The organism is Streptomyces sp. CB03234, assembly GCF_001905885.1.
Classification (GTDB): domain Bacteria; phylum Actinomycetota; class Actinomycetes; order Streptomycetales; family Streptomycetaceae; genus Streptomyces.
The window spans coordinates 118,522-140,876 of the sequence record NZ_LIYH01000007.1 but is presented as its reverse complement, the minus strand read 5'-3'; the positions used below and the strand labels follow the sequence as shown (position 1 = coordinate 140,876).

The 22,355-nt window shown below is 71.1% G+C and carries 23 protein-coding genes; 19 read left to right on the top strand and 4 right to left on the bottom strand.

Features of this window, described 5'->3' with window-relative positions:
• Positions 1 to 23: 23 nt before the first annotated feature.
• Together AMK26_RS29170 and AMK26_RS29165 are read right to left on the bottom strand one after the other, a co-directional pair.
• Positions 24 to 1,253, bottom strand: a complete 1,230-nt coding sequence (locus AMK26_RS29170) for a DUF349 domain-containing protein (RefSeq protein WP_073758102.1) — start codon at positions 1,251 to 1,253, stop codon at positions 24 to 26.
• Positions 1,254 to 1,440: 187 nt separating this feature from the next.
• The gene (locus tag AMK26_RS29165; RefSeq protein ID WP_073758100.1) at positions 1,441 to 2,232 is read right to left on the bottom strand and encodes a peptidylprolyl isomerase; all 792 of its coding nucleotides are present in this window, start codon (positions 2,230 to 2,232) and stop codon (positions 1,441 to 1,443) included.
• 154 nt (positions 2,233 to 2,386) lie between these two features.
• Here AMK26_RS29165 and AMK26_RS29160 point away from each other — a divergent pair, with 154 nt between their 5' ends.
• From AMK26_RS29160 to AMK26_RS29145, 4 genes are all read left to right on the top strand, one after another.
• Entirely contained in the window at positions 2,387 to 3,094 is a 708-nt protein-coding gene (locus AMK26_RS29160; protein ID WP_073758098.1) for an MBL fold metallo-hydrolase, read from the top strand.
• 13 nt (positions 3,095 to 3,107) lie between these two features.
• On the top strand, positions 3,108 to 4,370 hold the full coding sequence (gene hisS, locus AMK26_RS29155) for a histidine--tRNA ligase (protein ID WP_073758096.1): 1,263 nt from the start codon (positions 3,108 to 3,110) through the stop codon (positions 4,368 to 4,370).
• A 119-nt stretch (positions 4,371 to 4,489) separates the two neighbouring features.
• Entirely contained in the window at positions 4,490 to 5,113 is a 624-nt protein-coding gene (locus tag AMK26_RS29150) for a vitamin K epoxide reductase family protein (protein ID WP_073758094.1), read from the top strand.
• Positions 5,114 to 5,158: 45 nt separating this feature from the next.
• Positions 5,159 to 6,517, top strand: coding sequence for a replication-associated recombination protein A (locus tag AMK26_RS29145; RefSeq protein WP_073758092.1), 1,359 nt, complete (start codon positions 5,159 to 5,161; stop codon positions 6,515 to 6,517).
• Here AMK26_RS29145 and AMK26_RS29140 read toward each other — a convergent pair.
• Positions 6,514 to 7,203, bottom strand: coding sequence for a DUF2470 domain-containing protein (locus tag AMK26_RS29140; protein WP_073758090.1), 690 nt, complete (start codon positions 7,201 to 7,203; stop codon positions 6,514 to 6,516). The two genes, AMK26_RS29145 and AMK26_RS29140, sit on opposite strands and share 4 nt — an antisense overlap.
• Before the next feature lie 194 nt (positions 7,204 to 7,397).
• Between AMK26_RS29140 and rpsD the strand changes: the two genes are divergently transcribed.
• From rpsD to AMK26_RS29080, 12 genes are all read left to right on the top strand, one after another.
• On the top strand, positions 7,398 to 8,012 hold the full coding sequence (gene rpsD / locus AMK26_RS29135) for a 30S ribosomal protein S4 (RefSeq protein WP_073758088.1): 615 nt from the start codon (positions 7,398 to 7,400) through the stop codon (positions 8,010 to 8,012).
• A 443-nt stretch (positions 8,013 to 8,455) separates the two neighbouring features.
• A complete protein-coding gene (locus AMK26_RS29130; RefSeq protein ID WP_064068038.1) occupies positions 8,456 to 8,887 on the top strand; it encodes a DUF948 domain-containing protein in 432 nt (143 codons plus the stop codon).
• A gap of 8 nt (positions 8,888 to 8,895) precedes the next feature.
• Positions 8,896 to 9,234 carry a DUF6167 family protein gene (locus AMK26_RS29125; protein WP_073758086.1) on the top strand — a complete coding sequence of 113 codons (339 nt, stop codon included), beginning with the start codon at positions 8,896 to 8,898 and terminating at the stop codon, positions 9,232 to 9,234.
• The gene (gene alaS / locus AMK26_RS29120; RefSeq protein WP_073758084.1) at positions 9,234 to 11,903 is read left to right on the top strand and encodes an alanine--tRNA ligase; all 2,670 of its coding nucleotides are present in this window, start codon (positions 9,234 to 9,236) and stop codon (positions 11,901 to 11,903) included. The genes AMK26_RS29125 and alaS overlap by 1 nt, the downstream gene beginning before the upstream one ends.
• Positions 11,903 to 12,367 carry a Holliday junction resolvase RuvX gene (gene ruvX / locus AMK26_RS29115; RefSeq protein WP_073758082.1) on the top strand — a complete coding sequence of 155 codons (465 nt, stop codon included), beginning with the start codon at positions 11,903 to 11,905 and terminating at the stop codon, positions 12,365 to 12,367. Before alaS ends, ruvX begins: the two co-directional genes overlap by 1 nt.
• Positions 12,368 to 12,468: 101 nt before the next feature.
• Positions 12,469 to 14,121 (top strand): endolytic transglycosylase MltG, encoded by a 1,653-nt coding sequence (gene mltG / locus AMK26_RS29110; protein ID WP_073758080.1) that lies wholly within the window; start codon positions 12,469 to 12,471, stop codon positions 14,119 to 14,121.
• The gene (locus AMK26_RS29105; RefSeq protein WP_073758078.1) at positions 14,099 to 14,956 is read left to right on the top strand and encodes a shikimate dehydrogenase; all 858 of its coding nucleotides are present in this window, start codon (positions 14,099 to 14,101) and stop codon (positions 14,954 to 14,956) included. The genes mltG and AMK26_RS29105 overlap by 23 nt, the downstream gene beginning before the upstream one ends.
• Positions 14,957 to 15,128: 172 nt before the next feature.
• On the top strand, positions 15,129 to 16,313 hold the full coding sequence (gene aroC, locus AMK26_RS29100; RefSeq protein ID WP_073758076.1) for a chorismate synthase: 1,185 nt from the start codon (positions 15,129 to 15,131) through the stop codon (positions 16,311 to 16,313).
• On the top strand, positions 16,310 to 16,825 hold the full coding sequence (locus tag AMK26_RS29095) for a shikimate kinase (protein ID WP_073758074.1): 516 nt from the start codon (positions 16,310 to 16,312) through the stop codon (positions 16,823 to 16,825). Before aroC ends, AMK26_RS29095 begins: the two co-directional genes overlap by 4 nt.
• Complete coding sequence (gene aroB / locus AMK26_RS29090; protein WP_073758072.1) at positions 16,822 to 17,916, top strand: 3-dehydroquinate synthase; 1,095 nt, start codon at positions 16,822 to 16,824, stop codon at positions 17,914 to 17,916. Before AMK26_RS29095 ends, aroB begins: the two co-directional genes overlap by 4 nt.
• Complete coding sequence (gene aroQ / locus AMK26_RS29085) at positions 17,913 to 18,350, top strand: type II 3-dehydroquinate dehydratase (RefSeq protein WP_073758070.1); 438 nt, start codon at positions 17,913 to 17,915, stop codon at positions 18,348 to 18,350. Before aroB ends, aroQ begins: the two co-directional genes overlap by 4 nt.
• A 122-nt stretch (positions 18,351 to 18,472) precedes the next feature.
• A complete protein-coding gene (locus AMK26_RS29080) occupies positions 18,473 to 19,288 on the top strand; it encodes a Pro-rich N-terminal domain-containing protein (protein ID WP_073758068.1) in 816 nt (271 codons plus the stop codon).
• Positions 19,289 to 19,321: 33 nt separating this feature from the next.
• Here the strand turns inward: AMK26_RS29080 and AMK26_RS29075 are convergent, their stop codons facing one another.
• On the bottom strand, positions 19,322 to 19,924 hold the full coding sequence (locus AMK26_RS29075) for a TetR/AcrR family transcriptional regulator (protein WP_073758066.1): 603 nt from the start codon (positions 19,922 to 19,924) through the stop codon (positions 19,322 to 19,324).
• 64 nt (positions 19,925 to 19,988) lie between these two features.
• Here AMK26_RS29075 and AMK26_RS29070 point away from each other — a divergent pair, with 64 nt between their 5' ends.
• From AMK26_RS29070 to efp, 3 genes are all read left to right on the top strand, one after another.
• Entirely contained in the window at positions 19,989 to 20,513 is a 525-nt protein-coding gene (locus AMK26_RS29070; protein WP_073758064.1) for a hypothetical protein, read from the top strand.
• Positions 20,514 to 20,621: 108 nt separating this feature from the next.
• Positions 20,622 to 21,728, top strand: coding sequence for an aminopeptidase P family protein (locus AMK26_RS29065; protein WP_073758062.1), 1,107 nt, complete (start codon positions 20,622 to 20,624; stop codon positions 21,726 to 21,728).
• A 58-nt stretch (positions 21,729 to 21,786) separates the two neighbouring features.
• A complete protein-coding gene (gene efp, locus AMK26_RS29060; RefSeq protein ID WP_073758060.1) occupies positions 21,787 to 22,353 on the top strand; it encodes an elongation factor P in 567 nt (188 codons plus the stop codon).
• The last annotated feature ends 2 nt before the right edge of the window (positions 22,354 to 22,355 follow it).

The following is a 22,355-nucleotide window of genomic DNA, read 5'->3' as shown; positions in this document are numbered from 1 at the left end:
AGGCCCTTTTCGCATGGCTTGAGTCAGCCGCCGAACTCCTGCAGCCCCTTCAGCGCCTGGTCCAGCAGCGCCTGCCGGCCCTCCAGCTCACGCGCCAGCTTGTCCGCCTTGGCGTCGTTGCCCGCCGCACGGGCCGCGTCGATCTGCTTGTGCAGCTTGTCGACCGCGTCCTGGAGCTGGCCCGTCAGGCCCGCCGCACGCGCGCGTGCCTCCGGGTTCGTACGACGCCACTCGGCCTCCTCGGCCTCCTGGATCGCCCGCTCCACGGTGTGCATCCGGCCCTCGACCTTCGGGCGGGCGTCACGCGGTACGTGCCCGATCGCCTCCCAGCGCTCGTTGATGGACCGGAAGGCCGCACGGGCCGCCTTGAGGTCCTTCACCGGGAGCAGCTTCTCGGCCTCGCCGGCGAGCTCCTCCTTCAGCTTGAGGTTCTCCGCCTGCTCGGCGTCACGCTCCGCGAAGACCTCGCTGCGCGCCGCGAAGAAGACGTCCTGGGCGCCGCGGAAACGGTTCCACAGGTCGTCCTCGTGCTCGCGCTGGGCCCGGCCCGCCGCCTTCCACTCCGCCATCAGCTCGCGGTACCGGGCGGCCGTCGCGCCCCAGTCGGTGGAACCGGACAGCGCCTCGGCCTCCGCGACCAGCTTCTCCTTGACCTTGCGGGCCTCCTCGCGCTGCGCGTCCAGCGACGCGAAGTGCGCCTTGCGACGCTTGGAGAACGCCGACCGGGCGTGCGAGAAGCGGTGCCACAGCTCGTCGTCGGACTTCCGGTCGAGCCGCGGCAGGCCCTTCCAGGTGTCCACCAGCGCCCGCAGCCGCTCGCCCGCGGCCCGCCACTGCTCGCTCTGGGCCAGCTCCTCGGCCTCCTTGACCAGCGCCTCCTTGGCGTGCCGCGCCTCGTCGGTCTGCTTGGCCTTCTGGGCCTTGCGCTCCTCGCGCCGCGCCTCCACCGTCTCGACCAGCTTGTCGAGCCGCTTGCGCAGCGCGTCGAGGTCGCCCACGGCGTGGTGCTCGTCCACCTGATGACGGATGTGGTCGATCGCGGCCATGGCGTCCTTGGCCGACAGGTCGGTGGTCTTCACCCGCTTCTCGAGGAGGCCGATCTCGACAACCAAGCCCTCGTACTTGCGCTCGAAGTAGGCCAGTGCCTCCTCGGGAGATCCGGCCTGCCACGATCCGACGACCTTCTCGCCGTCGGCTGTACGCACGTACACGGTGCCCGTCTCGTCGACGCGGCCCCACGGGTCGCTGCTCACAGCGCCTCCTCCACATGATGCCGACGAGGGCGGTCGGCCCCCGGGCATCGTCCACAGTTCCCTGACGGGCCTCGCCCGCCCTCCACAACGCGACAGTCGAGGTCGCGCTGCACAACGCCAATCTAGGCGACCGGCCGCCCGGCTGTCCGCACTCAGCGCGACCGAATTCCGCGGTTCACGCCCCGTGTCACACCTTGTCGACGGTGGCCTTCTCCATGGTGACGGCCTTCTTGGGGGCACCGTCCGTGGCGCCGCCCGCGACCCCGTCCTTGGCCACGTCCTGGACGACCTTCAGACCGGCCGCGTCCATCGTGCCGAAGGGCGTGTACTGCGGGGGCAGCTTGGTGTCCTTGTAGACGAGGAAGAACTGGCTGCCGCCGGTGCCGGGCTGCCCGGTGTTGGCCATCGCCACCGTCCCGGCCGGATACGTCACCGCACCGTCCGCACCCGCCTTGCCGAGCGCTCCCAGGTTCTCGTCCGGGATGGTGTAGCCGGGGCCACCGGTGCCGTCGCCCTTGGGGTCGCCGCACTGCAGCACGAAGATGCCCTGCGTGGTGAGCCGGTGGCACTTGGTGTTGTCGAAGTACTTCTTGTCGGCGAGGTGCTTGAACGAGTTCACCGTACGGGGCGTCTTCGCGGCGTCCATCGCGATCGAGACGGCCCCGTGGTTGGTGGTCAGCGCCATCGTGTACTTCGCCTTGGCGTCGATCGCCATCTTCGGCTCGTCCGCCTTCGGCTCCGGCGAGGAGTCGGCGCCCGGCGACGACGAGGGGAATTCGATGGGCTTCTTCGCGTCCGCCGCGGACTCGGTGCGGAGATTCGTGTACGCGCCGGCTCCCAGCACCAGCGCCACGGCGACCGAGGCGATGATGATCGTATTGCGGCGCTTGGCCTTCTTACGGGCCTCCTCACGACGCCTCTGCTGCCGCTCGAACTTCTCCCGGGCGAGCTGGCGCCGCCGCTGATCGCTGGTGACCACCGGGTCTACTCCTTGTAGGTCGTCTGTTCCTGTCCTGGCCGAGTGTGCCCGTACCGTATACGGGTTGGCTGTGGAATGAGCAGCGCCGGTAGGCTCTGATCTGCTGCATTCCTCCGCCGGACCACGCGTGCCGGACGACTCTTTAAGGACGATCGTGCTCATTGCCGGGTTCCCCGCCGGGGCCTGGGGGACCAACTGCTACCTGGTCGCCCCCGCCGCAGGCGAGGAGTGCGTGATCATCGACCCGGGCCACCAGGCCACCCAGGGTGTCGAGGAGACGCTCAAGAAGCATCGGCTCAAGCCCGTGGCCGTCGTCCTCACCCATGGCCACATCGACCACGTCGCCTCCGTCGTCCCGGTCTGTGGTGCCCATGACGTACCCGCGTGGATCCACCCCGCCGACCGGTACATGATGAGCGACCCGGAGAAGGCCCTCGGCCGCTCCATCGGCATGCCGCTGATGGGCGAGCTGACCGTGGGGGAGCCGGACGACGTCCACGAGCTGACCGACGGGGCCAAGCTGAGCCTCGCGGGCCTGGAGCTGACCGTGTCGCACGCGCCCGGCCATACCAAGGGGTCGGTGACCTTCAGCATGCCCGAGGCCGCGGACATCCCGCCGGTGTTCTTCTCGGGCGACCTGCTCTTCGCCGGCTCCATCGGACGCACCGACCTGCCGGGCGGTGACATGGCCGAGATGCTCGAATCGCTGGCCCGCGTGTGCCTGCCGCTCGACGACTCGACCGTGGTCCTGTCCGGCCACGGCCCCCAGACGACCATCGGCCGCGAGCGCGCCACCAACCCGTACCTCCGCGAGGTGGCGACCGGCCAGGGAGCGGCTCCCGCCCCCCGACGAGGAATGTGACGAGAGAAGTCCCGTGAGTACCTTCCAGGCCCCCAAGGGCACGTACGACCTGCTGCCGCCGAGTTCCGCGACGTACCTCGCCGTCCGCGAGGCGATCTCCGCGCCGCTGAAGAACTCCGGCTACGGCTACGTCGAGACCCCCGGCTTCGAGAACGTCGAACTGTTCGCCCGCGGTGTCGGCGAGTCCACCGACATCGTCACCAAGGAGATGTACGCCTTCGAGACCAAGGGCGGCGACAGGCTCGCCCTGCGCCCCGAGGGCACCGCGTCCGTGCTGCGCGCCGCGCTGGAGGCCAACCTCCACAAGGCGGGCAACCTCCCCGTCAAGCTCTGGTACTCGGGCTCGTACTACCGCTACGAGCGCCCGCAGAAGGGCCGCTACCGCCACTTCTCGCAGGTCGGCGCCGAGGCGATCGGCGCCGAGGACCCCGCGCTGGACGCCGAGCTGATCATCCTGGCCGACCAGGCGTACCGCTCGCTCGGCCTGCGGAACTTCCGCATCCTGCTGAACTCGCTGGGCGACAAGGAGTGCCGCCCCCTCTACCGCGAGGCCCTCCAGGGCTTCCTGCGCGGGCTCGACCTGGACGAGGACACCCGCCGCCGCGTCGACATCAACCCGCTGCGGGTCCTCGACGACAAGCGCGCCGACGTCCAGAAGCAGCTGGTGGGCGCGCCGCTGCTGCGCGACCACCTGTGCGACGCCTGCAAGGCGTACCACTCCGAGGTGCGCGAGCTGCTGACCGCGGCCGGGGTGGCGTTCGAGGACGACGAGAAGCTGGTGCGCGGCCTGGACTACTACACCCGCACCACCTTCGAGTTCGTCCACGACGGCCTCGGCTCGCAGTCCGCGGTGGGCGGCGGCGGCCGCTACGACGGCCTGTCCGAGATGATCGGTGGCCCCGCCCTGCCGTCGGTGGGCTGGGCCCTGGGCGTGGACCGCACGGTCCTGGCCTTGGAGGCCGAGGGCGTGACGCTCGACCTGCCGGCCACCACCAGCGTCTTCGCGGTACCGATCGGCGAGGAGGCCCGGCGCCGGCTGTTCGGCGTGGTCACCGAGCTGCGCAAGGCGGGCGTCGCGACGGACTTCGCGTACGGGGGCAGGGGCCTGAAGGCCTCTATGAAGGCCGCCAACCGCAGCGGGGCGCGGTACGCGCTCGTCCTGGGCGAGCGGGACCTGGCCGAGGGCGTGGCCCAGCTGAAGGACATGGAGTCCGGCGAGCAGGAGCCGGTCGCGCTCGACGGGATCGTCGAGAAGCTGAGCTCGCGCCTCGCGTGACCTCCGGACACCCCGGCCCCGGCCGGGGTGTCCTTATGTCCACCGAACGGCGGACAGCGGCCCCCATGCGGCAGAATGACCACTGCCTCACGCACCGACCGAGCGATGGAACGGCCCACATGACGACTGCAGCGGTTGACGACGTGTCCTCCGGCCCTGGCGCGACGACGGTCGGCAGCAGCCGGGCGTTCGCGTGGATGCTGGTGGTCACCGGCGCGGCAGGGCTGCTCGCGGCCTGGGTGATCACGCTCGACAAGTTCAAGCTGCTGGAGGACCCGAACTTCACCCCGGGCTGCAGCCTGAACCCCATCGTCTCGTGCGGCAACATCATGAAGAGCGAGCAGGCCTCCGCCCTCGGGTTCCCCAACCCGATGCTCGGTCTGGTCACGTACGGCATGGTGATCGCCATCGGCGTGGCCCTCCTCGCGGGCGCGCGCTACCGCCGCTGGTACTGGCTGGGGCTGAACGCGGGAACGCTCTTCGGCGTGGGCTTCTGCATGTGGCTCATGTACCAGTCGCTCTACACGATCAACGCGCTCTGCCTGTGGTGCTCCCTGGCCTGGGTCGCCACGATCGTCATGTTCTGGTACGTCACCTCGCACAACGTGCGCAACGGCCTGCTGCCCGCCCCCCGCCCGGTCCGTGACTTCCTCGACGAGTTCACCTGGGTTCTTCCCGTCCTGCACATCGGGATCATCGGGATGCTCATCCTGACCCGCTGGTGGGATTTCTGGACCGGCTGACCGGCCCCGCCGGGACTGTCAGTGGGCTGACATAGGCTTCACGATGTGGAGCCCGACCTCTTTACCGCCGCAGCCGAAGAACGCCAGGAAAAGGACCCGTCCAGCAGTCCCCTGGCGGTACGGATGCGTCCGCGCACCCTGGACGAAGTCGTCGGCCAGCAGCACCTGCTCAAGCCCGGCTCACCGCTGCGCCGACTGGTCGGCGAAGGCGCGGGCGGCCCGGCCGGCGCCTCGTCCGTGATCCTGTGGGGCCCGCCCGGCACGGGCAAGACGACACTGGCGTACGTCGTCTCCAAGGCGACCAACAAGCGCTTCGTGGAGCTGTCCGCGATCACCGCGGGCGTCAAGGAGGTCCGCGCGGTCATCGACGGCGCCCGCCGTGCCACCGGAGGCTTCGGCAAGGAGACGGTCCTCTTCCTCGACGAGATCCACCGCTTCAGCAAGGCACAGCAGGACTCCCTCCTGCCCGCCGTGGAGAACCGCTGGGTCACCCTCATCGCCGCCACCACCGAGAACCCCTACTTCTCGGTGATCTCCCCGCTGCTCTCCCGCTCGCTCCTGCTCACCCTGGAGCCGCTCACCGACGACGACATCCGCGGGCTGCTGAAGCGGGCGCTGGTCGACGAGCGCGGTCTCAACGGCGCGGTCACCCTCCCGGAGGACGCCGAAGCCCACCTCCTCCGGATCGCCGGCGGCGACGCCCGCCGGGCGCTCACCGCCCTGGAGGCGGCGGCCGGCGCGGCCCTCGCCAAGAACGAGCCGGAGATCACCCTCGCCACACTGGAGGAGACGGTCGACCGGGCGGCCGTGAAGTACGACCGGGACGGCGACCAGCACTACGACGTCGCCAGCGCGCTGATCAAGTCGATCCGAGGCTCCGACGTCGACGCCGCCCTGCACTACCTGGCCAGGATGATCGAGGCCGGCGAGGACCCCCGCTTCATCGCCCGCCGGCTGATGATCTCCGCCAGCGAGGACATCGGCCTCGCGGACCCGACGGCACTGCCCCTCGCTGTCGCGGCCGCCCAGGCAGTGGCCATGATCGGCTTTCCGGAGGCGGCCCTCACCCTCAGCCACGCCACCATCGCGCTCGCACTGGCGCCCAAGTCCAACGCCGCCACCATGGCGATCGCGGCCGCCCAGGCGGACATACGGAACGGCCTCGCAGGCCCCGTTCCTCCCCATCTCCGCGACGGGCACTACAAGGGGGCGGCCAAGCTGGGCCACGCCCAGGGCTATGTGTACCCGCACGACGTCCCGGGCGGTATCGCGGCCCAGCAGTACGCCCCGGACGAGGTCCACGGCAAGCAGTACTACCAACCCACGCGGTACGGCGCCGAGGCCAGGTACGCGGACGTGGTCGAGAAGGTACGCGAGCGGCTGCGCGGCGGCGAGGCCACCTAGTCGGCCGGCCCGGCCGCCTCGAAGAGCGCGTGCATCGCGCGCCGCAGCCCGTGGATGTCCCCCACCGGCTCCGGGAAGTCGAAGCGCGCGTCGAACGAACACCCCGCCGCGTCCCGGCAGCGCACCCGCAGCCCGAACCGGTCCAGCGCCAGCGGCACCACACGCCGTACGTCGGTGCGCTGCCCGAGCAGGCCGCTCAGCCCCTGCACATGGTCGTCGTGCACGGCGGCGAGGTGCTGCAGCAGTTCGGTCTCGTACGCGGTGAGAGGGTCCGGCACGGCCTCGGCGAAGTCCTCGGGACCGACCGTGGCATCGCCCCACAGGTCGTCGAGGTACACCTCGCCGACCTCCAGCCGCAGCATCATGTACCCGGGCTCGGCGACCCCGGGAGCGCATGTCAGCCACCCGGAGACCCACGCCCGCCCGCGGATGCGGTGCGGCACGGCAACAGGGGCCACATCGGTGAGCTCCAGCACCACGGGCAGCTCGTCGTCCTGGGCGTGGGTGGCGGCCCGCACGGGCGGGGCGCCGGCCGGGAACAGCAGGAAGACCGCGCCGTCGGTTCCCACGGTCCGGGCCTCCGGCATCAGCTCGTCCGGACCGGCCTCGTCCGCCCCCGGGATGATGAGCACCGCGGAGCATGTACTCTGTACGAGAGTTCGTGTGCGCTCGGCTGCTGACGGCATCCGGGCGGTTTCAAGCCCGCTGGGACGCGGCTGACCATGAGCTGATCGGACCTCCGTCACATCGATGCTCTGCGAAGCAGGAGCGTCGCTCTTTGTGCTGCTGTCTGTGATGCGCGTGGTGTTCCCAGGGCTCGACATGCGATCTCCTTGATTAAGGTAAGCCTAACCTAACCTATATCGGAGGTCTGGAGAACGTGCCTAACCAGTCGCGTCCCAAGGTCAAGAAGTCTCGCGCGCTCGGTATCGCGCTGACGCCGAAGGCCGTCAAGTACTTCGAGGCCCGCCCCTACCCGCCGGGCGAGCACGGCCGTGGCCGCAAGCAGAACTCGGACTACAAGGTCCGTCTGCTCGAGAAGCAGCGTCTGCGTGCGCAGTACGACATCAGCGAGCGCCAGATGGCGCGCGCCTACGACCGCGCCAAGAAGGCCGAGGGCAAGACGGGCGAGGCGCTGGTCGTCGAGCTCGAGCGCCGCCTCGACGCCTTGGTCCTGCGTTCGGGCATCGCCCGCACCATCTACCAGGCCCGCCAGATGGTCGTCCACGGCCACATCGAGGTCAACGGCCAGAAGGTCGACAAGCCGTCGTTCCGCGTCCGTCCCGACGACGTCGTGATGGTCCGCGAGCGCAGCCGCGCCAAGACCCTGTTCCAGGTCGCGCGTGAGGGCGGCTTCGCCCCCGACGGCGAGACCCCCCGCTACCTGCAGGTCAACCTGAAGGCCCTGGCCTTCCGCCTCGACCGCGAGCCGAACCGCAAGGAAATCCCGGTCATCTGCGACGAGCAGCTGGTCGTCGAGTACTACGCCCGCTGACCCTGGCGTAGCCCTCACGCGGCTTCCAGCCCGCCGTTCCCCGCCCTCCCGGGCAGGGAGCCGGCGGGCTTCCGCGTTATCGGGGCACCGCCCCGGGCCCCGGCCGGCGAACCGGCCCGCACCCGGCGTACGGCCGGGGTGGGGCCGTGCAGGGTCGCCCCCGCAGAGGTTGGCGGCGACGGAAAACGGAAGGGCTCCCACCTCACGTACCCAAGGCCGCCGGCCTCGTGGGGGGTTCCTCCTCTGGGGGAGAGACGAGCCCGGAGGGGTCACGCCCCCCACCCACTGCCTGCCCCCGCCGGGGCCCGAGGCACACCGGCGGCGGGCGTCGCGCCCCGCACGCGTAATGCGGTACGGGGAGCGAGCGTCGGCGCGATAGGCTCGGAGGACGACTTTTCAAGGCGTTCGACATACGACGACCGACGAGCAGAGAGCGGTGCGCAGTGACCGGTGGAGAGGTTGCCGGGATTCTGGTCGCCGTCTTCTGGGCGATCCTGGTCTCCTTCCTGGCCGTGGTGCTGGTGAGGCTGGCCCAGACGCTCAGGGCGACCACCCGGCTCGTGGCCGAGGTGACCGAGCAGGCGGTCCCACTGCTGGCCGACGCGTCCGCGACCGTGCGCTCCGCGCAGACGCAGCTCGACCGGGTCGACGCCATCGCGTCGGACGTCCAGGAAGTCACGTCGAACGCCTCCGCGCTCTCCACGACGGTCGCCTCCACCTTCGGCGGACCGCTCGTCAAGGTCGCGGCGTTCGGCTACGGCGTACGCCGGGCGATGAGCCGGAACAAGAACGACAGGCCGGCCGAGCAGCCCCGGCGTACGGTGATCGTCGGCCGTACGGTGCCGGGAGCCAGGGGCCGGAAGCGGAAGGGCTGACGCAAGGGATGTTCCGCCGTGCTTTCTGGTTCACCGCGGGCGCCGCAGCCGGCGTGTGGGCCACCACCAAGGTCAACCGCAAGCTCAAGCAGCTGACCCCCGAGAGCCTCGCCGCCCAGGCCGCCGACAAGGCGGTCGAAACCGGCCACCGGCTCAAGGAGTTCGCGCTCGACGTCCGGGCGGGCATGCTCCAGCGCGAGGCCGAACTGGGCGAGGCACTGGGCCTGGAGGCACCGGTCGACGACCCCGCCCTGCCGGCACCGCGGCGCGCGGCCGCCCTGGACGGCGGGGCGCCCCGCCCCCCGCACCCCAACAACCACTCGTACAACCGGAATGAGGACCACTGATGGAGTCGGCTGAAATCCGCCGCCGCTGGCTGAGCTTCTTCGAGGAGCGCGGGCACACCGTCGTCCCTTCGGCGTCGCTCATCGCGGACGACCCGACTCTGCTGCTGGTCAACGCCGGCATGGTGCCGTTCAAGCCTTACTTCCTCGGCGAGGAGAAGCCGCCGTACAAGCGTGCCTCCAGCGTCCAGAAGTGCGTGCGCACGCCGGACATCGAAGAGGTCGGCAAGACCACCCGCCACGGCACGTTCTTCCAGATGTGCGGCAACTTCTCCTTCGGCGACTACTTCAAGGAAGGCGCCATCAAGCTCGCCTGGGAGCTGCTGACCGGCTCCGTCGAGCACGGCGGCTACGGCCTGGAGCCCGAGAAGCTCTGGATCACGGTCTACCAGGACGACGACGAGGCCGAGCAGATCTGGCGTGACGTCGTCGGCGTCCCGGCCGAGCGCATCCAGCGCCTGGGCAAGAAGGACAACTTCTGGTCCATGGGCGTCCCCGGCCCCTGCGGCCCCTGCTCGGAGATCAACTACGACCGCGGCCCCGAGTTCGGCGTCGAGGGCGGCCCGGCCGTCAACGACGAGCGGTACGTGGAGATCTGGAACCTGGTCTTCATGCAGTACGAGCGCGGCGAGGGCACCTCCAAGGAGGACTTCGAGATCCTCGGTGACCTGCCGAGCAAGAACATCGACACGGGCCTCGGTCTGGAGCGCCTGGCGATGATCCTCCAGGGCGTACAGAACATGTACGAGACCGACACCCTGAAGGTCGTCATCGACAAGGCCACCGAACTGACCGGTGTGCGCTACGGCCAGGCCCACGAGAGCGACGTCTCGCTCCGCGTGGTCGCCGACCACATGCGTACGTCCGTGATGCTCATCGGCGACGGCGTCACCCCCGGCAACGAGGGCCGTGGCTATGTGCTGCGCCGCATCATGCGCCGTGCCATCCGCAACATGCGCCTGCTCGGCGCCTCCGGCCCGGTCGTCGGCGAGCTCGTCGACACGGTCATCACGACCATGGGCGAGCAGTACCCGGAGCTGGAGACCGACCGCAAGCGCATCGAGACCGTCGCGCTCGCCGAGGAGGCCGCCTTCCTCAAGACGCTGAAGGCCGGCACCAACATCCTCGACAGCGCCGTCACCGAGGCCAAGGCCTCCGGAGCCAAGGTCCTGCCAGGCGACAAGGCGTTCCTGCTCCACGACACCTGGGGCTTCCCGATCGACCTCACCCTGGAGATGGCCGCCGAGCAGGGGCTGTCCGTGGACGAGGACGGCTTCCGCCGCCTGATGAAGGAGCAGCGGGAGCGCGCCAAGGCGGACGCCCGGGCCAAGAAGACCGGCCACGCCGACGTCTCCGCCTACCGCGAGATCGCCGACACCTCCGGCGCCACGGAGTTCGTGGGCTACACCAACACCGAGGGCGAGACGACCGTCGTCGGCCTGCTCGTCAACGGTGTGTCCTCGCCCGCCGCCACCGAGGGCGACGAGGTCGAGGTCGTCCTCGACCGCACGCCGTTCTACGCCGAGGGCGGCGGCCAGATCGCCGACACCGGCCGCATCAAGCTGCACAGCGGCGCCGTCATCGAGGTGCGCGACGTCCAGCAGCCGGTTCCGGGCGTCTCCGTCCACAAGGGCTCCGTCCAGGTCGGCGAGGTGACGATCGGCTCCACGGCGTACGCCACGATCGACGTCAGGCGCCGCCGCGCCATCGCCCGCGCCCACAGCGCCACCCACCTCACCCACCAGGCGCTGCGCGACGCCCTCGGCCCGACGGCCGCCCAGGCCGGTTCGGAGAACCAGCCCGGTCGCTTCCGCTTCGACTTCGGTTCGCCGTCCGCCGTGCCGCAGACGGTCATGACCGACGTCGAGCAGAAGATCAACGAGGTGCTCGCCCGCGAACTGGACGTGCACGCCGAGGTGATGCCGATCGACGAGGCCAAGCGGCAGGGCGCCATCGCCGAGTTCGGCGAGAAGTACGGCGAGAAGGTCCGTGTCGTCACCATCGGCGACTTCTCCAAGGAGCTGTGCGGCGGTACGCACGTCCACAACACCGCCCAGCTGGGCCTGGTGAAGCTGCTCGGCGAGTCGTCGATCGGCTCCGGTGTGCGCCGTATCGAGGCCCTCGTCGGCGTCGACGCGTACAACTTCCTGGCCAAGGAGCACACGGTCGTCGCCCAGCTCCAGGAGCTGGTCAAGGGCCGTCCCGAGGAGCTGCCGGACAAGATCTCCGCCATGCTCGGCAAGCTGAAGGACGCCGAGAAGGAGATCGAGAAGTTCCGCGCCGAGAAGGTGCTCCAGGCCGCCGCCGGTCTCGCCCAGGGCGCCCAGGACGTACGCGGTGTGGCCCTGGTGACCGGACAGGTCCCCGACGGCACCTCCGCCGACGACCTGCGCAAGCTGGTCCTCGACGTACGCGGCCGCATCCCGAGTGACCGTCCGGCCGTCGTCGCCCTGTTCACCACGGCGAACGGCCGTCCGCTGACGGTGATCGCCACCAACGAGGCCGCCCGCGAGCGGGGCCTGAAGGCCGGCGAGCTGGTCCGTACGGCCGCCAAGACCCTCGGCGGCGGCGGTGGCGGCAAGCCGGACGTCGCCCAGGGCGGTGGCCAGAACCCCGAGGCCATCGGCGAGGCCATCGCCGCCGTCGAGCGGCTCGTCGCGGACACCGTCTGATGAGACGGGGCCGCCGGCTCGCGATCGACGTCGGGGACGCCCGGATCGGGGTCGCCTCGTGCGACCCCGACGGGGTCCTCGCCACACCGGTGGAGACCGTGCCGGGACGTGATGTCCCGGCCGCCCACCGACGGTTGAAGCAGATCACCGAGGAGTACGAACCGATCGAGATCGTGGTCGGGCTCCCTCGCTCCCTCAGCGGGGGCGAGGGCCCGGCCGCGGTCAAGGTCCGCGCCTTCGCCCAGGAGCTCGCCCGGGGCGTCGCCCCCGTCCCCGTACGGCTCGTGGACGAGAGGATGACCACAGTGACGGCCACTCAGGGGCTGCGCGCGTCGGGCGTGAAGTCCAGAAAGGGCCGCTCTGTCATCGATCAGGCAGCCGCTGTGATCATCCTTCAGAACGCTCTTGAGTCCGAACGGGTATCGGGTAATCCGCCCGGAGAGAGCGTCGAAGTGGTCATCTGATCGCGATACGGTAACGTTCCCCGCTACGCGGCGGTGTTCGAACAGTCGTCGCGCTACGTAGAGGCGGATCGTCCGGACGCCTCGCGGCTGTTTGGGGATCGATGACTGAGTATGGCCGGAGCCCCGGCTCCGAACCGTGGCACCCCGAGGACCCGGCGCACGGGAACCAGGGGTGGGAAGGTCAGCAGGCCTACTACCAGCAGACGCAGTACGGGAACGAGCAGGACCCGTACCAGCAGCAGCCGCAGCAGGGGTACGGCGACCAGCAGTACCAGGCCGCGCAGGACTACCACGTCCAGCAGCACTATGCCCAGCAGACCTATGCCGGGCAGCCGTACGACACCGGTGGCTGGGACACCGGTCAGCAAGCGGCGATGCCCTACGGGGCGCCGGCCCCGGCCGACCCGTACGGCAACCAGGCGCCCGACCTCTACGGCACCCCCGAGGCGTACCCGCCGCCGCAGCCCCCGGGCCAGCGGCGGCCCGAGCCCCAGCACCAGCCGGAGCCGGTGCGCCAGGAGCCGGAGCCGGAGGAGGAGAGCCACCCGTTCTTCTCGGGCGGCGCGGGCGGCGCGGACGACGACGGGGACGACGGCTACGACGACGAGGGACCCACCTCCAGGCGCGGCGGCGGACAGAGCCGCCGGGGCGGCAAGCAGCAGAAGAAGCGCAAGAGCCGCAACGGGCTCGCCTGCCTGGTCGTCGCCCTCGTCCTGGCGGGCGGCGCCGGAGGCGTCGGCTACTTCGGCTACCAGTTCTGGCAGGGGCAGTTCGGCCCCGCCCCCGACTTCGAGGGCGCGGGCATCGCCGAGACGACAGAGGTCACCATCCCCAAGGGCGCCGGCGGCGGCGAGATCGGCTCCATCCTCGCCCAGGCCGGCGTGGTGAAGAGCGCCGAGGCGTTCGTCTCGGCCCTCCAGGACAACCCCGACGGCAAAGCCATTCAGGACGGCGTCTACGTCCTCAAGAAGCAGATGTCGGCGGCCAATGCCGTCAAGGCCATGCTCAGTCCGGCCAGCCGCAACAACCTCACCATTCCCGAGGGCAAGCGGAACGCGTACGTCTACGAGCAGATCGACAAGAAACTCAAACTGAAGCCGGGGGCCACCGAGGCGGTGGCCAAGGCCAATGCGAAGAATCTCGGCCTGCCCGCCTGGGCGACCGGTCACCCCGATCTCAAGGACCCGCTCGAAGGTTTCCTCTACCCGGCGACCTATCCGCTCTCCAAGAACGCGAAGCCCGAAGACATCCTCAAGGACATGGTCACCCGGGCCAACGCCGAATACGAGAAGCTCGACCTCGAAGGCAAGGCCAAGACCCTGGGCCTGAAGGGCCCTTGGGAGCTGCTCACCGTCGCGAGCCTGGTGAACGCCGAGGGCAAGACCCCCGACGACTTCCGCAAGATGGGCGAAGTGGTCTACAACCGCCTCAAGCCCACCAACACGGAGACCAACCAGCTGCTCCAGTTCGACTCGGCCTTCAATTACCTCAAGGGCCAGAGCAACATCGACATCAGCGAATCCGAGATCAACAGCAACCAGGACCCGTACAACACGTACACCCAGAAGGGTCTCCCGCCGGGACCGATCGGCAACCCGGGCCATGTGGCCCTGGAAGCCGCCCTGAAACCGACGAGCGACGGCTGGATGTACTTCGTCGCGACCGACGGAATGCACAAGACGGAATTCGCCAAGACGCACGACGAATTCCTGAAACTGAAGGACAAGTTCAATGACAGCAAGGGCAGCGACTGACGCCCCCGGGTCCGGCGCCCGCAAGGCCGCCGTGCTCGGGTCGCCGATCGACCACTCCCTCTCCCCGGTGCTGCACCGGGCCGCCTACGCGGAGCTCGGCCTCACCGACTGGTCGTACGACCGGTACGAGGTGGACGAGGCCCGGCTCCCCGGGTTCCTGGAGGGGCTCGACGCGTCCTGGGCCGGACTGTCGCTGACCATGCCGCTCAAGCGGGCCGTCATCCCGCTGCTCGACGAGATCACCGACACGGCCGCCTCCGTCGAGGCCGTCAACACGGTCGTCTTCACCGGGGACGGCCGCCGCGTCGGCGACAACACCGACATCCCCGGCATGATCGCCGCGCTGCGGGAGCGGGGCGTGGAGAAGGTCGAGACCGCCGCCGTGCTCGGCGCGGGCGCCACCGCCTCCTCCGCGCTCGCCGCGCTGGCCCACGTCTGCGCGGGGCCCGTCACCGCATACGTACGCAGCGAGGCCCGCGCCGCCGAGATGCGCGGCTGGGGCGAGCGGCTCGGCGTCCAGGTGCGCACCGCCGACTGGGCGGACGCGGCCGAGGGGCTACGGGCGCCGCTGGCCATCGCCACGACGCCCGCCGGGACGACCGACGCGCTCGCCGGCGCGGTCCCCGACCGGCCGGGCACCCTCTTCGACGTGCTGTACGACCCCTGGCCGACCGCCCTGGCGGCCGCCTGGTCGGCGCGCGGCGGGGCGGTCGTGGGCGGGCTCGACCTGCTCGTCCACCAGGCCGTCCTCCAGGTGGAACAGATGACCGGCCGCACTCCGGCGCCGCTCGCCGTGATGCGGGCCGCCGGGGAGCGGGCCCTCGCCGCCGGATAGAACCGCTTCGCCGGGAAGGTGCGGCGCGCACCCGACCTGACACCTCGCGAGTCCGACTACTGGACCGGTCGACCGGTCCAGTAGCAGGTCGTGGGAGGATCGTGATGAGGCGGGCCAGGGCCGCGCACCCGGTCGCGCCGTCGCAGTCGAGGCGCGAGCATGAGGAGCACCGTTGAGCAGGTTGCGCTGGCTGACCGCCGGGGAGTCGCACGGCCCCGCACTGGTGGCGACGCTGGAGGGTCTTCCCGCCGGTGTGCCGATCACCACGGAGATGGTGGCGGACCACCTGGCCCGTCGGCGCCTCGGCTATGGGCGCGGCGCCCGCATGAAGTTCGAGCGCGACGAGGTGACCTTCCTCGGTGGCGTACGCCACGGCCTGACCATGGGATCGCCGGTCGCCGTGATGGTCGGCAACACCGAGTGGCCCAAGTGGGAGAAGGTCATGGCGGCCGACCCGGTCGACCCGGCCGAGCTCGCCGAACTGGCCCGTAACGCCCCGCTGACCCGGCCCCGGCCCGGCCACGCGGACCTGGCCGGCATGCAGAAGTACGGGTTCGACGAGGCCCGTCCGATCCTGGAGCGGGCCAGCGCCCGCGAGACCGCCGCGCGCGTCGCGCTCGGTGCCGTCGCCCGCTCGTACCTGAAGGAGACGGCCGGCATCGAGATCGTCAGCCATGTGATCGAGCTGGCGAGCGCCAAGGCCCCGTACGGCGTCTACCCGACCCCGGCCGACGTCGAGAAGCTGGACGCCGACCCGGTGCGCTGCCTGGACGCGGACGCGTCGAAGGCGATGGTCGCCGAGATCGACCAGGCCCACAAGGACGGCGACACCCTCGGCGGCGTCGTCGAGGTCCTCGCGTACGGCGTACCCGTCGGCCTCGGCTCCCACGTCCACTGGGACCGGCGCCTGGACGCCCGCCTGGCCGCCGCCCTCATGGGCATCCAGGCCATCAAGGGCGTCGAGGTCGGCGACGGCTTCGACCTGGCCCGCGTACCCGGCTCCAAGGCGCACGACGAGATCGTCGCCACCGACGAGGGCATCAAGCGCACCTCCGGCCGCTCCGGCGGCACCGAGGGCGGCCTGACCACGGGCGAGCTGCTGCGGGTACGCGCCGCCATGAAGCCCATCGCGACCGTGCCCCGGGCGCTCAGGACCGTCGACGTCGTCACCGGCGAGGCCGCCGCCGCGCACCACCAGCGCTCCGACGTGTGCGCGGTCCCGGCCGCCGGCATCGTCGCCGAGGCCATGGTGGCCCTCGTCCTCGCGGACGCGGTCGCGGAGAAGTTCGGCGGCGACAGCGTCACCGAGACCCGCCGCAACGTCCGCTCGTACCTCGACAACCTCCACATCCGGTGAGCACCGGCCCCCTGATCGTCCTGGTCGGGCCGATGGGCTCCGGCAAGTCCACCGTGGGCACGCTGCTCGCCGAGCGGCTCGGCGTGCCCTACCGGGACACGGACGCCGACATCGTGGCCGCCGAGGGGCGCGAGATCTCCGACATCTTCATAGAGGACGGCGAGGAGCACTTCCGTGCCCTGGAGCGCGCGGCCGTACGGGCCGCCGTCGCCGAGCACCCGGGCGTCCTCGCCCTGGGCGGCGGTGCCGTCCTCGACGACGGCACCCGGCAGCTGCTCAGCGGGCTGCCGGTCGCCTACCTCTCGATGGACGTCGAGGAAGCGGTCCGCCGCGTCGGCCTCAACACCGCCCGCCCGCTGCTCGCCGTCAACCCGCGCCGCCAGTGGCGCGAGCTGATGGAGGCCCGGCGCCACCTGTACACCGAAGTCGCCCGGGTGGTCGTGGCCACCGACGACAAGACCCCCGAAGAGGTCGCCGAGGCGGTCCTCGACGCACTGGAGCTGAAGAAGTGACTGACCAGGCAGTGACCCGTATCCAGGTCGGCGGCTCGGCCGGCACTGACCCGTACGAGGTGCTGGTCGGCCGGCAGCTGCTCGCCGAGCTGCCCGGCCTCGTCGGCGACCGGGCCAAGCGCGTGGCCGTCATCCACCCCGAGGCGCTCGCCGAGACCGGCGAGGCGCTGCGCGCCGACCTCGCCGAGCAGGGCTACGAGGCCGTCGCGATCCAGGTGCCCAACGCGGAGGAGGCCAAGACCGCCGAGGTCGCCGCCTACTGCTGGAAGGCGCTCGGCCAGTCCGGCTTCACCCGCACCGACGTGATCGTCGGCGTCGGCGGCGGCGCCACCACCGACCTCGCCGGCTTCGTCGCGGCCACCTGGCTGCGCGGCGTGCGCTGGATCGCGGTGCCCACCACGGTCCTGGCCATGGTGGACGCGGCCGTCGGCGGCAAGACCGGCATCAACACCGCCGAGGGCAAGAACCTCGTCGGCGCCTTCCACCCCCCGGCCGGTGTCCTGTGCGACCTCGCCGCCCTCGACTCCCTCCCGGTCCACGACTACGTCAGCGGGCTGGCCGAGGTCATCAAGGCGGGCTTCATCGCCGACCCCGTCATCCTCGACCTGATCGAGCAGGACCCGGCCGCGGCCCGCACCCCGACCGGCCCCCACACCCAGGAGCTGATCGAACGGGCGATCCGCGTCAAGGCCGACGTCGTCTCGTCCGATCTCAAGGAGTCCGGCCTCCGCGAGATCCTCAACTACGGCCACACCCTCGCCCACGCCATCGAGAAGAACGAGCGCTACAAGTGGCGCCACGGCGCGGCCGTCTCCGTCGGCATGGTCTTCGCCGCCGAACTCGGCCGCCTCGCGGGCCGCTTGGACGACGCCACCGCCGACCGGCACCGCACCGTCCTGGAGGCCGTCGGCCTGCCCCTCACCTACCGCGGCGACCAGTGGCCCAAGCTGCTGGAGACCATGAAGGTCGACAAGAAGTCCCGCGGCGACCTGCTGCGCTTCATCGTCCTCGACGGCCTCGCCAAGCCGACCGTCCTGGAGGGACCCGACCCGGCCGTCCTCGTCGCGGCGTACGGGGAGGTCTCCGCGTGACCCGCAAGGTCCTGGTCCTCAACGGCCCCAACCTCGGCCGCCTCGGCTCCCGCGAACCGGACGTCTACGGCTCCACCTCCTACACCGGGCTCGTCACCGCCTGCCAGTCCCTCGGCAAGGAGCTCGGCTTCGACGTCGACGTACGCGAGACGAACGACGAGGGCGAGATGATCCGCTGGCTCCACGAGGCGGCCGACGGACAGCTGCCGGTCGTCCTCAACCCCGGCGCGTTCACCCACTACTCGTACGGGATGCGCGACGCCGCCGCCCAGCGCACGGCCCCTCTGATCGAGGTGCACATCTCGAACCCGTACACGCGCGAGGAGTTCCGTCACACCTCCGTCGTCGCGGCGGTCGCCAGCGGCACCATCGCGGGCTTCGGCATCGGCTCCTACCGGCTCGCCCTGCGCGCCCTCGCCGACGAACTCGGCTGACGGGCACTCCGTACCGTCCCCGGCCGTTCCCATACAACCGGCCGGGGAGGGTACGGTTCGGTAACGGGCGGCCCGAACGGGCGCCCGACCAGTGACAGTCGCACGAGACGGAGTGGCACCGGATGCAGCACGCAGTGGGGGCTCCGCTGCCGCCGCCCCACCAGCCGGGGCACGCAGCCACCGGGTGGATGAACCAGGCCGCCCACCACCCGGGCCCGCCGCCGCAGGGCCCCCCGCCCGCGCCCGGCTGGGCCGCGCCCGGTCCGCACCACCCGTCCGCCGCCCCGCCCCCGCGCGACACCACCGGCCACATCCACCTCCCGCCCGGCGGCCCGGTCGCCGCCCCGGCCCCGCCGCCGCCCGCCGAACACGGCACCGGGACCGCGACGCTCGCCGTCCTCCTCATCGGCCCGGCGGGCGCCGGCAAGACCACGGTCGCCCGGCACTGGGCGCAAAGCCGCCGCGTACCCACCGCGCACATCAGCCTGGACGACGTACGCGAATGGGTCTGCGCCGGCTTCGCCGACCCCCAGTCCGGCTGGAACGACCAGTCCGAGGCGCAGTACCGCCTGGCCCGCCGCACCTGCGGCTTCGCCGCGCGGAACTTCCTCGCCAACGGCATCTCCTGCATCCTCGACGACGCGGTGTTCCCCGACCGCCCCGTCGTCGGCCTCGGCGGCTGGAAACGCCACGTGGGCCCCGGCCTCCTCCCCGTCGTGCTGCTCCCCGGACTCGAAATCGTCCTGGAGCGCAACGCCGAACGCACCGGCAACCGCCGCCTCTCCGACGAGGAGGTCGCCGGCATCCACGGCCGGATGGCCGGCTGGTACGGCTCCGGCCTGCCGATCATCGACAACTCGACGTACGACGTGGAAACCACCGCCCGCGCGCTGGACGACGTCCTGGCCCGCGCCATCGCGAGCCCCCCGGCCTACTAGGGGCTGTAGGGCCGTTTCGACGGATACCTCCTCCTACGCCGCCCCGCTGTGGCCGTCGCCCAGCAGGGCGGCCGTGCATTCCTCGGTCATGTCCTCGGCGTGCGGCGGCAGCGGCGCGCCGGCGCGCAGGTGGCGGCGGACCACGGATAGCGGCAGATCGATCAGGGCCAGGGTGACGCGGTCCCGGGCCTGCTCGTCCGTGGCGCCGAGGGCCCCGGCGAGGGCGCTCAGGGAGGCGAACACCCGCTCGTTGCCGGCGTCCGCGCGCCGGGTGTGCTCCTCGGACCATTCGGCGCGGCCGAATTCAGCCGGGCCGTACAGGAGGACGGCGGCTTCATCGGGGTTCTCCCGGCTCCAGGCCACGACGTGCCGGGCGGCGGCGCGCGCCGCCCGACGTGGCTCGGCGCCGCTGGTCAGGGTGGCGAAGTAACCCTCCTGGAAGCGCTCCACGCTCCGCAGCCACACCTCCGCCAGCAGCGCCGTGCGCCCGGGGAAGCGGTGGTAGACCGAGCCGCTCGGCGCGCCGACGGCCTGGGCGACCGCCGACATGGTCACGGCGGCCGGTCCGCCCGCGGCCGCGAGGCGTACGGCGGCGTCGAGGAGCTGATCGGTGGTGAAGCGGGGTGGTCTCGCCATGAATCAGAGAGTACCCTCCAATTTATTGGAGAGTGGTCTCCAATACGATGGGGAGGAGGACGCCATGGGCGTCTACAACGTGCACGAGCGCCTGCTGCCGGTGAGGGAGAGCGAGGTGGGCGCGCTCCTCGACACCTTGGCGAGCGGGGACGGCGACCTGCTGTGGCCCGGTGCCGACTGGGGGGCCATGGAGTTCGACCGTCCGCTGGGAGCCGGCGCGGTGGGTGGACACGGACCGGTGCGCTACAGCGTCTCCGGGTACGCGCCGAGCCGCTGGATCCGCTTCCGGTTCACCGGCCCACGGGGCTTCCACGGCTTCCACGAGATGGTCGTACTGCCCGTCGGCCCGGAACGCACCCTGCTCCACCACACCCTCACGATGTCCACCAGCGGCCTGGCCCGCGTCACCTGGCCCCTGGTCTGGCGCCCGATGCACGACGCCTGTATGGAGGACAGCTTGGACCGCGCCGAACTCGCCTGCACCGGCACAGTGGCCCGCCCGGCCCGATGGTCGCCGTACGTCCGATTCCTCCGCGCCCTGGCTGCCCGCGCCATGCGCGGCGATCGGACGGCGAAGACCAGCGCGTAGGGCGTTCCCCCCGCACCGCGGGGCCCGCAATGTGGCTCAAGGCCGTCGGCGACCCCGTCCGGACCTGCCCGAACTGCCGGTAGGCGCGCACGCTCGTAGGCTCGGGGCATGTCAGAGGTGTTTGCGGACCGCCGAGGGCGGCTGCGTGACCGGTGCGCGGCGTCCGGCTCTGCGGCGGCCCTGGTCTCCCGCCCCGCCAACGTCCGGTATCTCGCGGGCGGCGCGCCCCCGGGCGCCGTCCTGCTGCTGGGCGCGGGCGACGACGTCCTGCTCTGCCCCCGCCCGCCCTCCGGCGACCCGGTCGAGGGCCGCCTCGACGAGCAGCTGCGCCAGCTGGTCCTCCCCGCGTCCGGTGGTGACCCGGCGGTCGCGGCCGTCGACATCGCCGGCAAGGAGGGAGCGGACACCCTCGCGGTGGAGGAGCACCACCTCACCGTCACCCGCCACCGCGCCATGGGCTCGGTCGCCCCACACGTACGCCTGGCGGACCTGGGCACCGCCATCGAGCAGGAGCGGATCGTCAAGGACGAGGACGAGATCACTTGCCTCCGGATCGCGGCGGAGATCACCGACCAGGCGCTCGGCGAGCTCCTCGAATCGATCCTCGTCGGCCGTACCGAACGCCACCTCGCCCTTGAACTGGAACGCCGCCTGGTTGACCACGGCGCCGACGGCCCGGCGTTCACCACCTCCGTCGCCACCGGCCCCAACGCGGGCCGCGGCGGCCACCGGCCCTCCGACCGCCGGGTTGAGGAAGGCGATTTCCTCTCCGTCTGCCTGGGCGCCAACTACCGGGGCTACCGCTGCGAGATCGGCCGCACCTTCGTCATCGGCACCTCGCCCGCCGACTGGCAGATCGAGCTGTACGACCTCGTCTTCGCCGCTCAGCGCGCCGCCCGCGAGTCCCTGGCCCCCGGCACCGCGTACCGCGACGTGGACCGCGCGGCCCGGCAGATCCTCGACGCTGCGGGGTACGGCGAGTGCGTCGCGCCCTTCCTCGGACACGGCGTCGGGCTCGAAATCGAGGAGGACCCGCAGTTGGCACCCGGCGCCATGGGTAAACTGGACGCTTGTGTGCCGGTCACCGTCGAACCGGGGGTCCACCTCCCGGGCCGGGGCGGCGTCCGGATCGATGACACGCTCGTCGTACGCCAGGAGGCGGACGGCGGACCCGAGCTACTCACCATCACGACCAAGGAGCTGCTCGCGCTGTAGCGCGTGACGCACCACGCCTCGGTCGTCCACCAGCGTCAGTCCAGGAGATTCCGCAACCGTGGCTTCCACGAACGACCTCAAGAACGGCATGGTGCTCAAGCTCGACAACGACCAGCTCTGGTCCGTGGTCGAGTTCCAGCACGTCAAGCCCGGCAAGGGCCCGGCCTTCGTGCGCACCAAGCTCAAGAACGTGCTCTCCGGCAAGATCGTCGACAAGACGTTCAACGCCGGTGTGAAGGTCGAGACGGCCACCGTCGACCGCCGCGACATGCAGTTCTCGTACATGGACGGCGAGTACTTCGTCTTCATGGACATGCAGACCTACGACCAGCTGCTCGTCTCCAAGGCGGCCGTCGGCGACGCCGCGAACTTCCTGGTCGAGGGCTTCACCGCCACCGTCGCCACGCACGAGGGCGAGGTGCTCTACGTCGAGCTCCCGGCCGCCGTCGAGCTGACCGTCCAGGAGACCGAGCCGGGCGTCCAGGGCGACCGCTCCACCGGCGGCACCAAGCCGGCCACCCTGGAGACCGGCCACCAGATCCAGGTCCCGCTCTTCATCACCACCGGTGAGAAGATCAAGGTCGACACCCGCTCGAGCGACTACCTCGGCCGGGTGAACAGCTAACC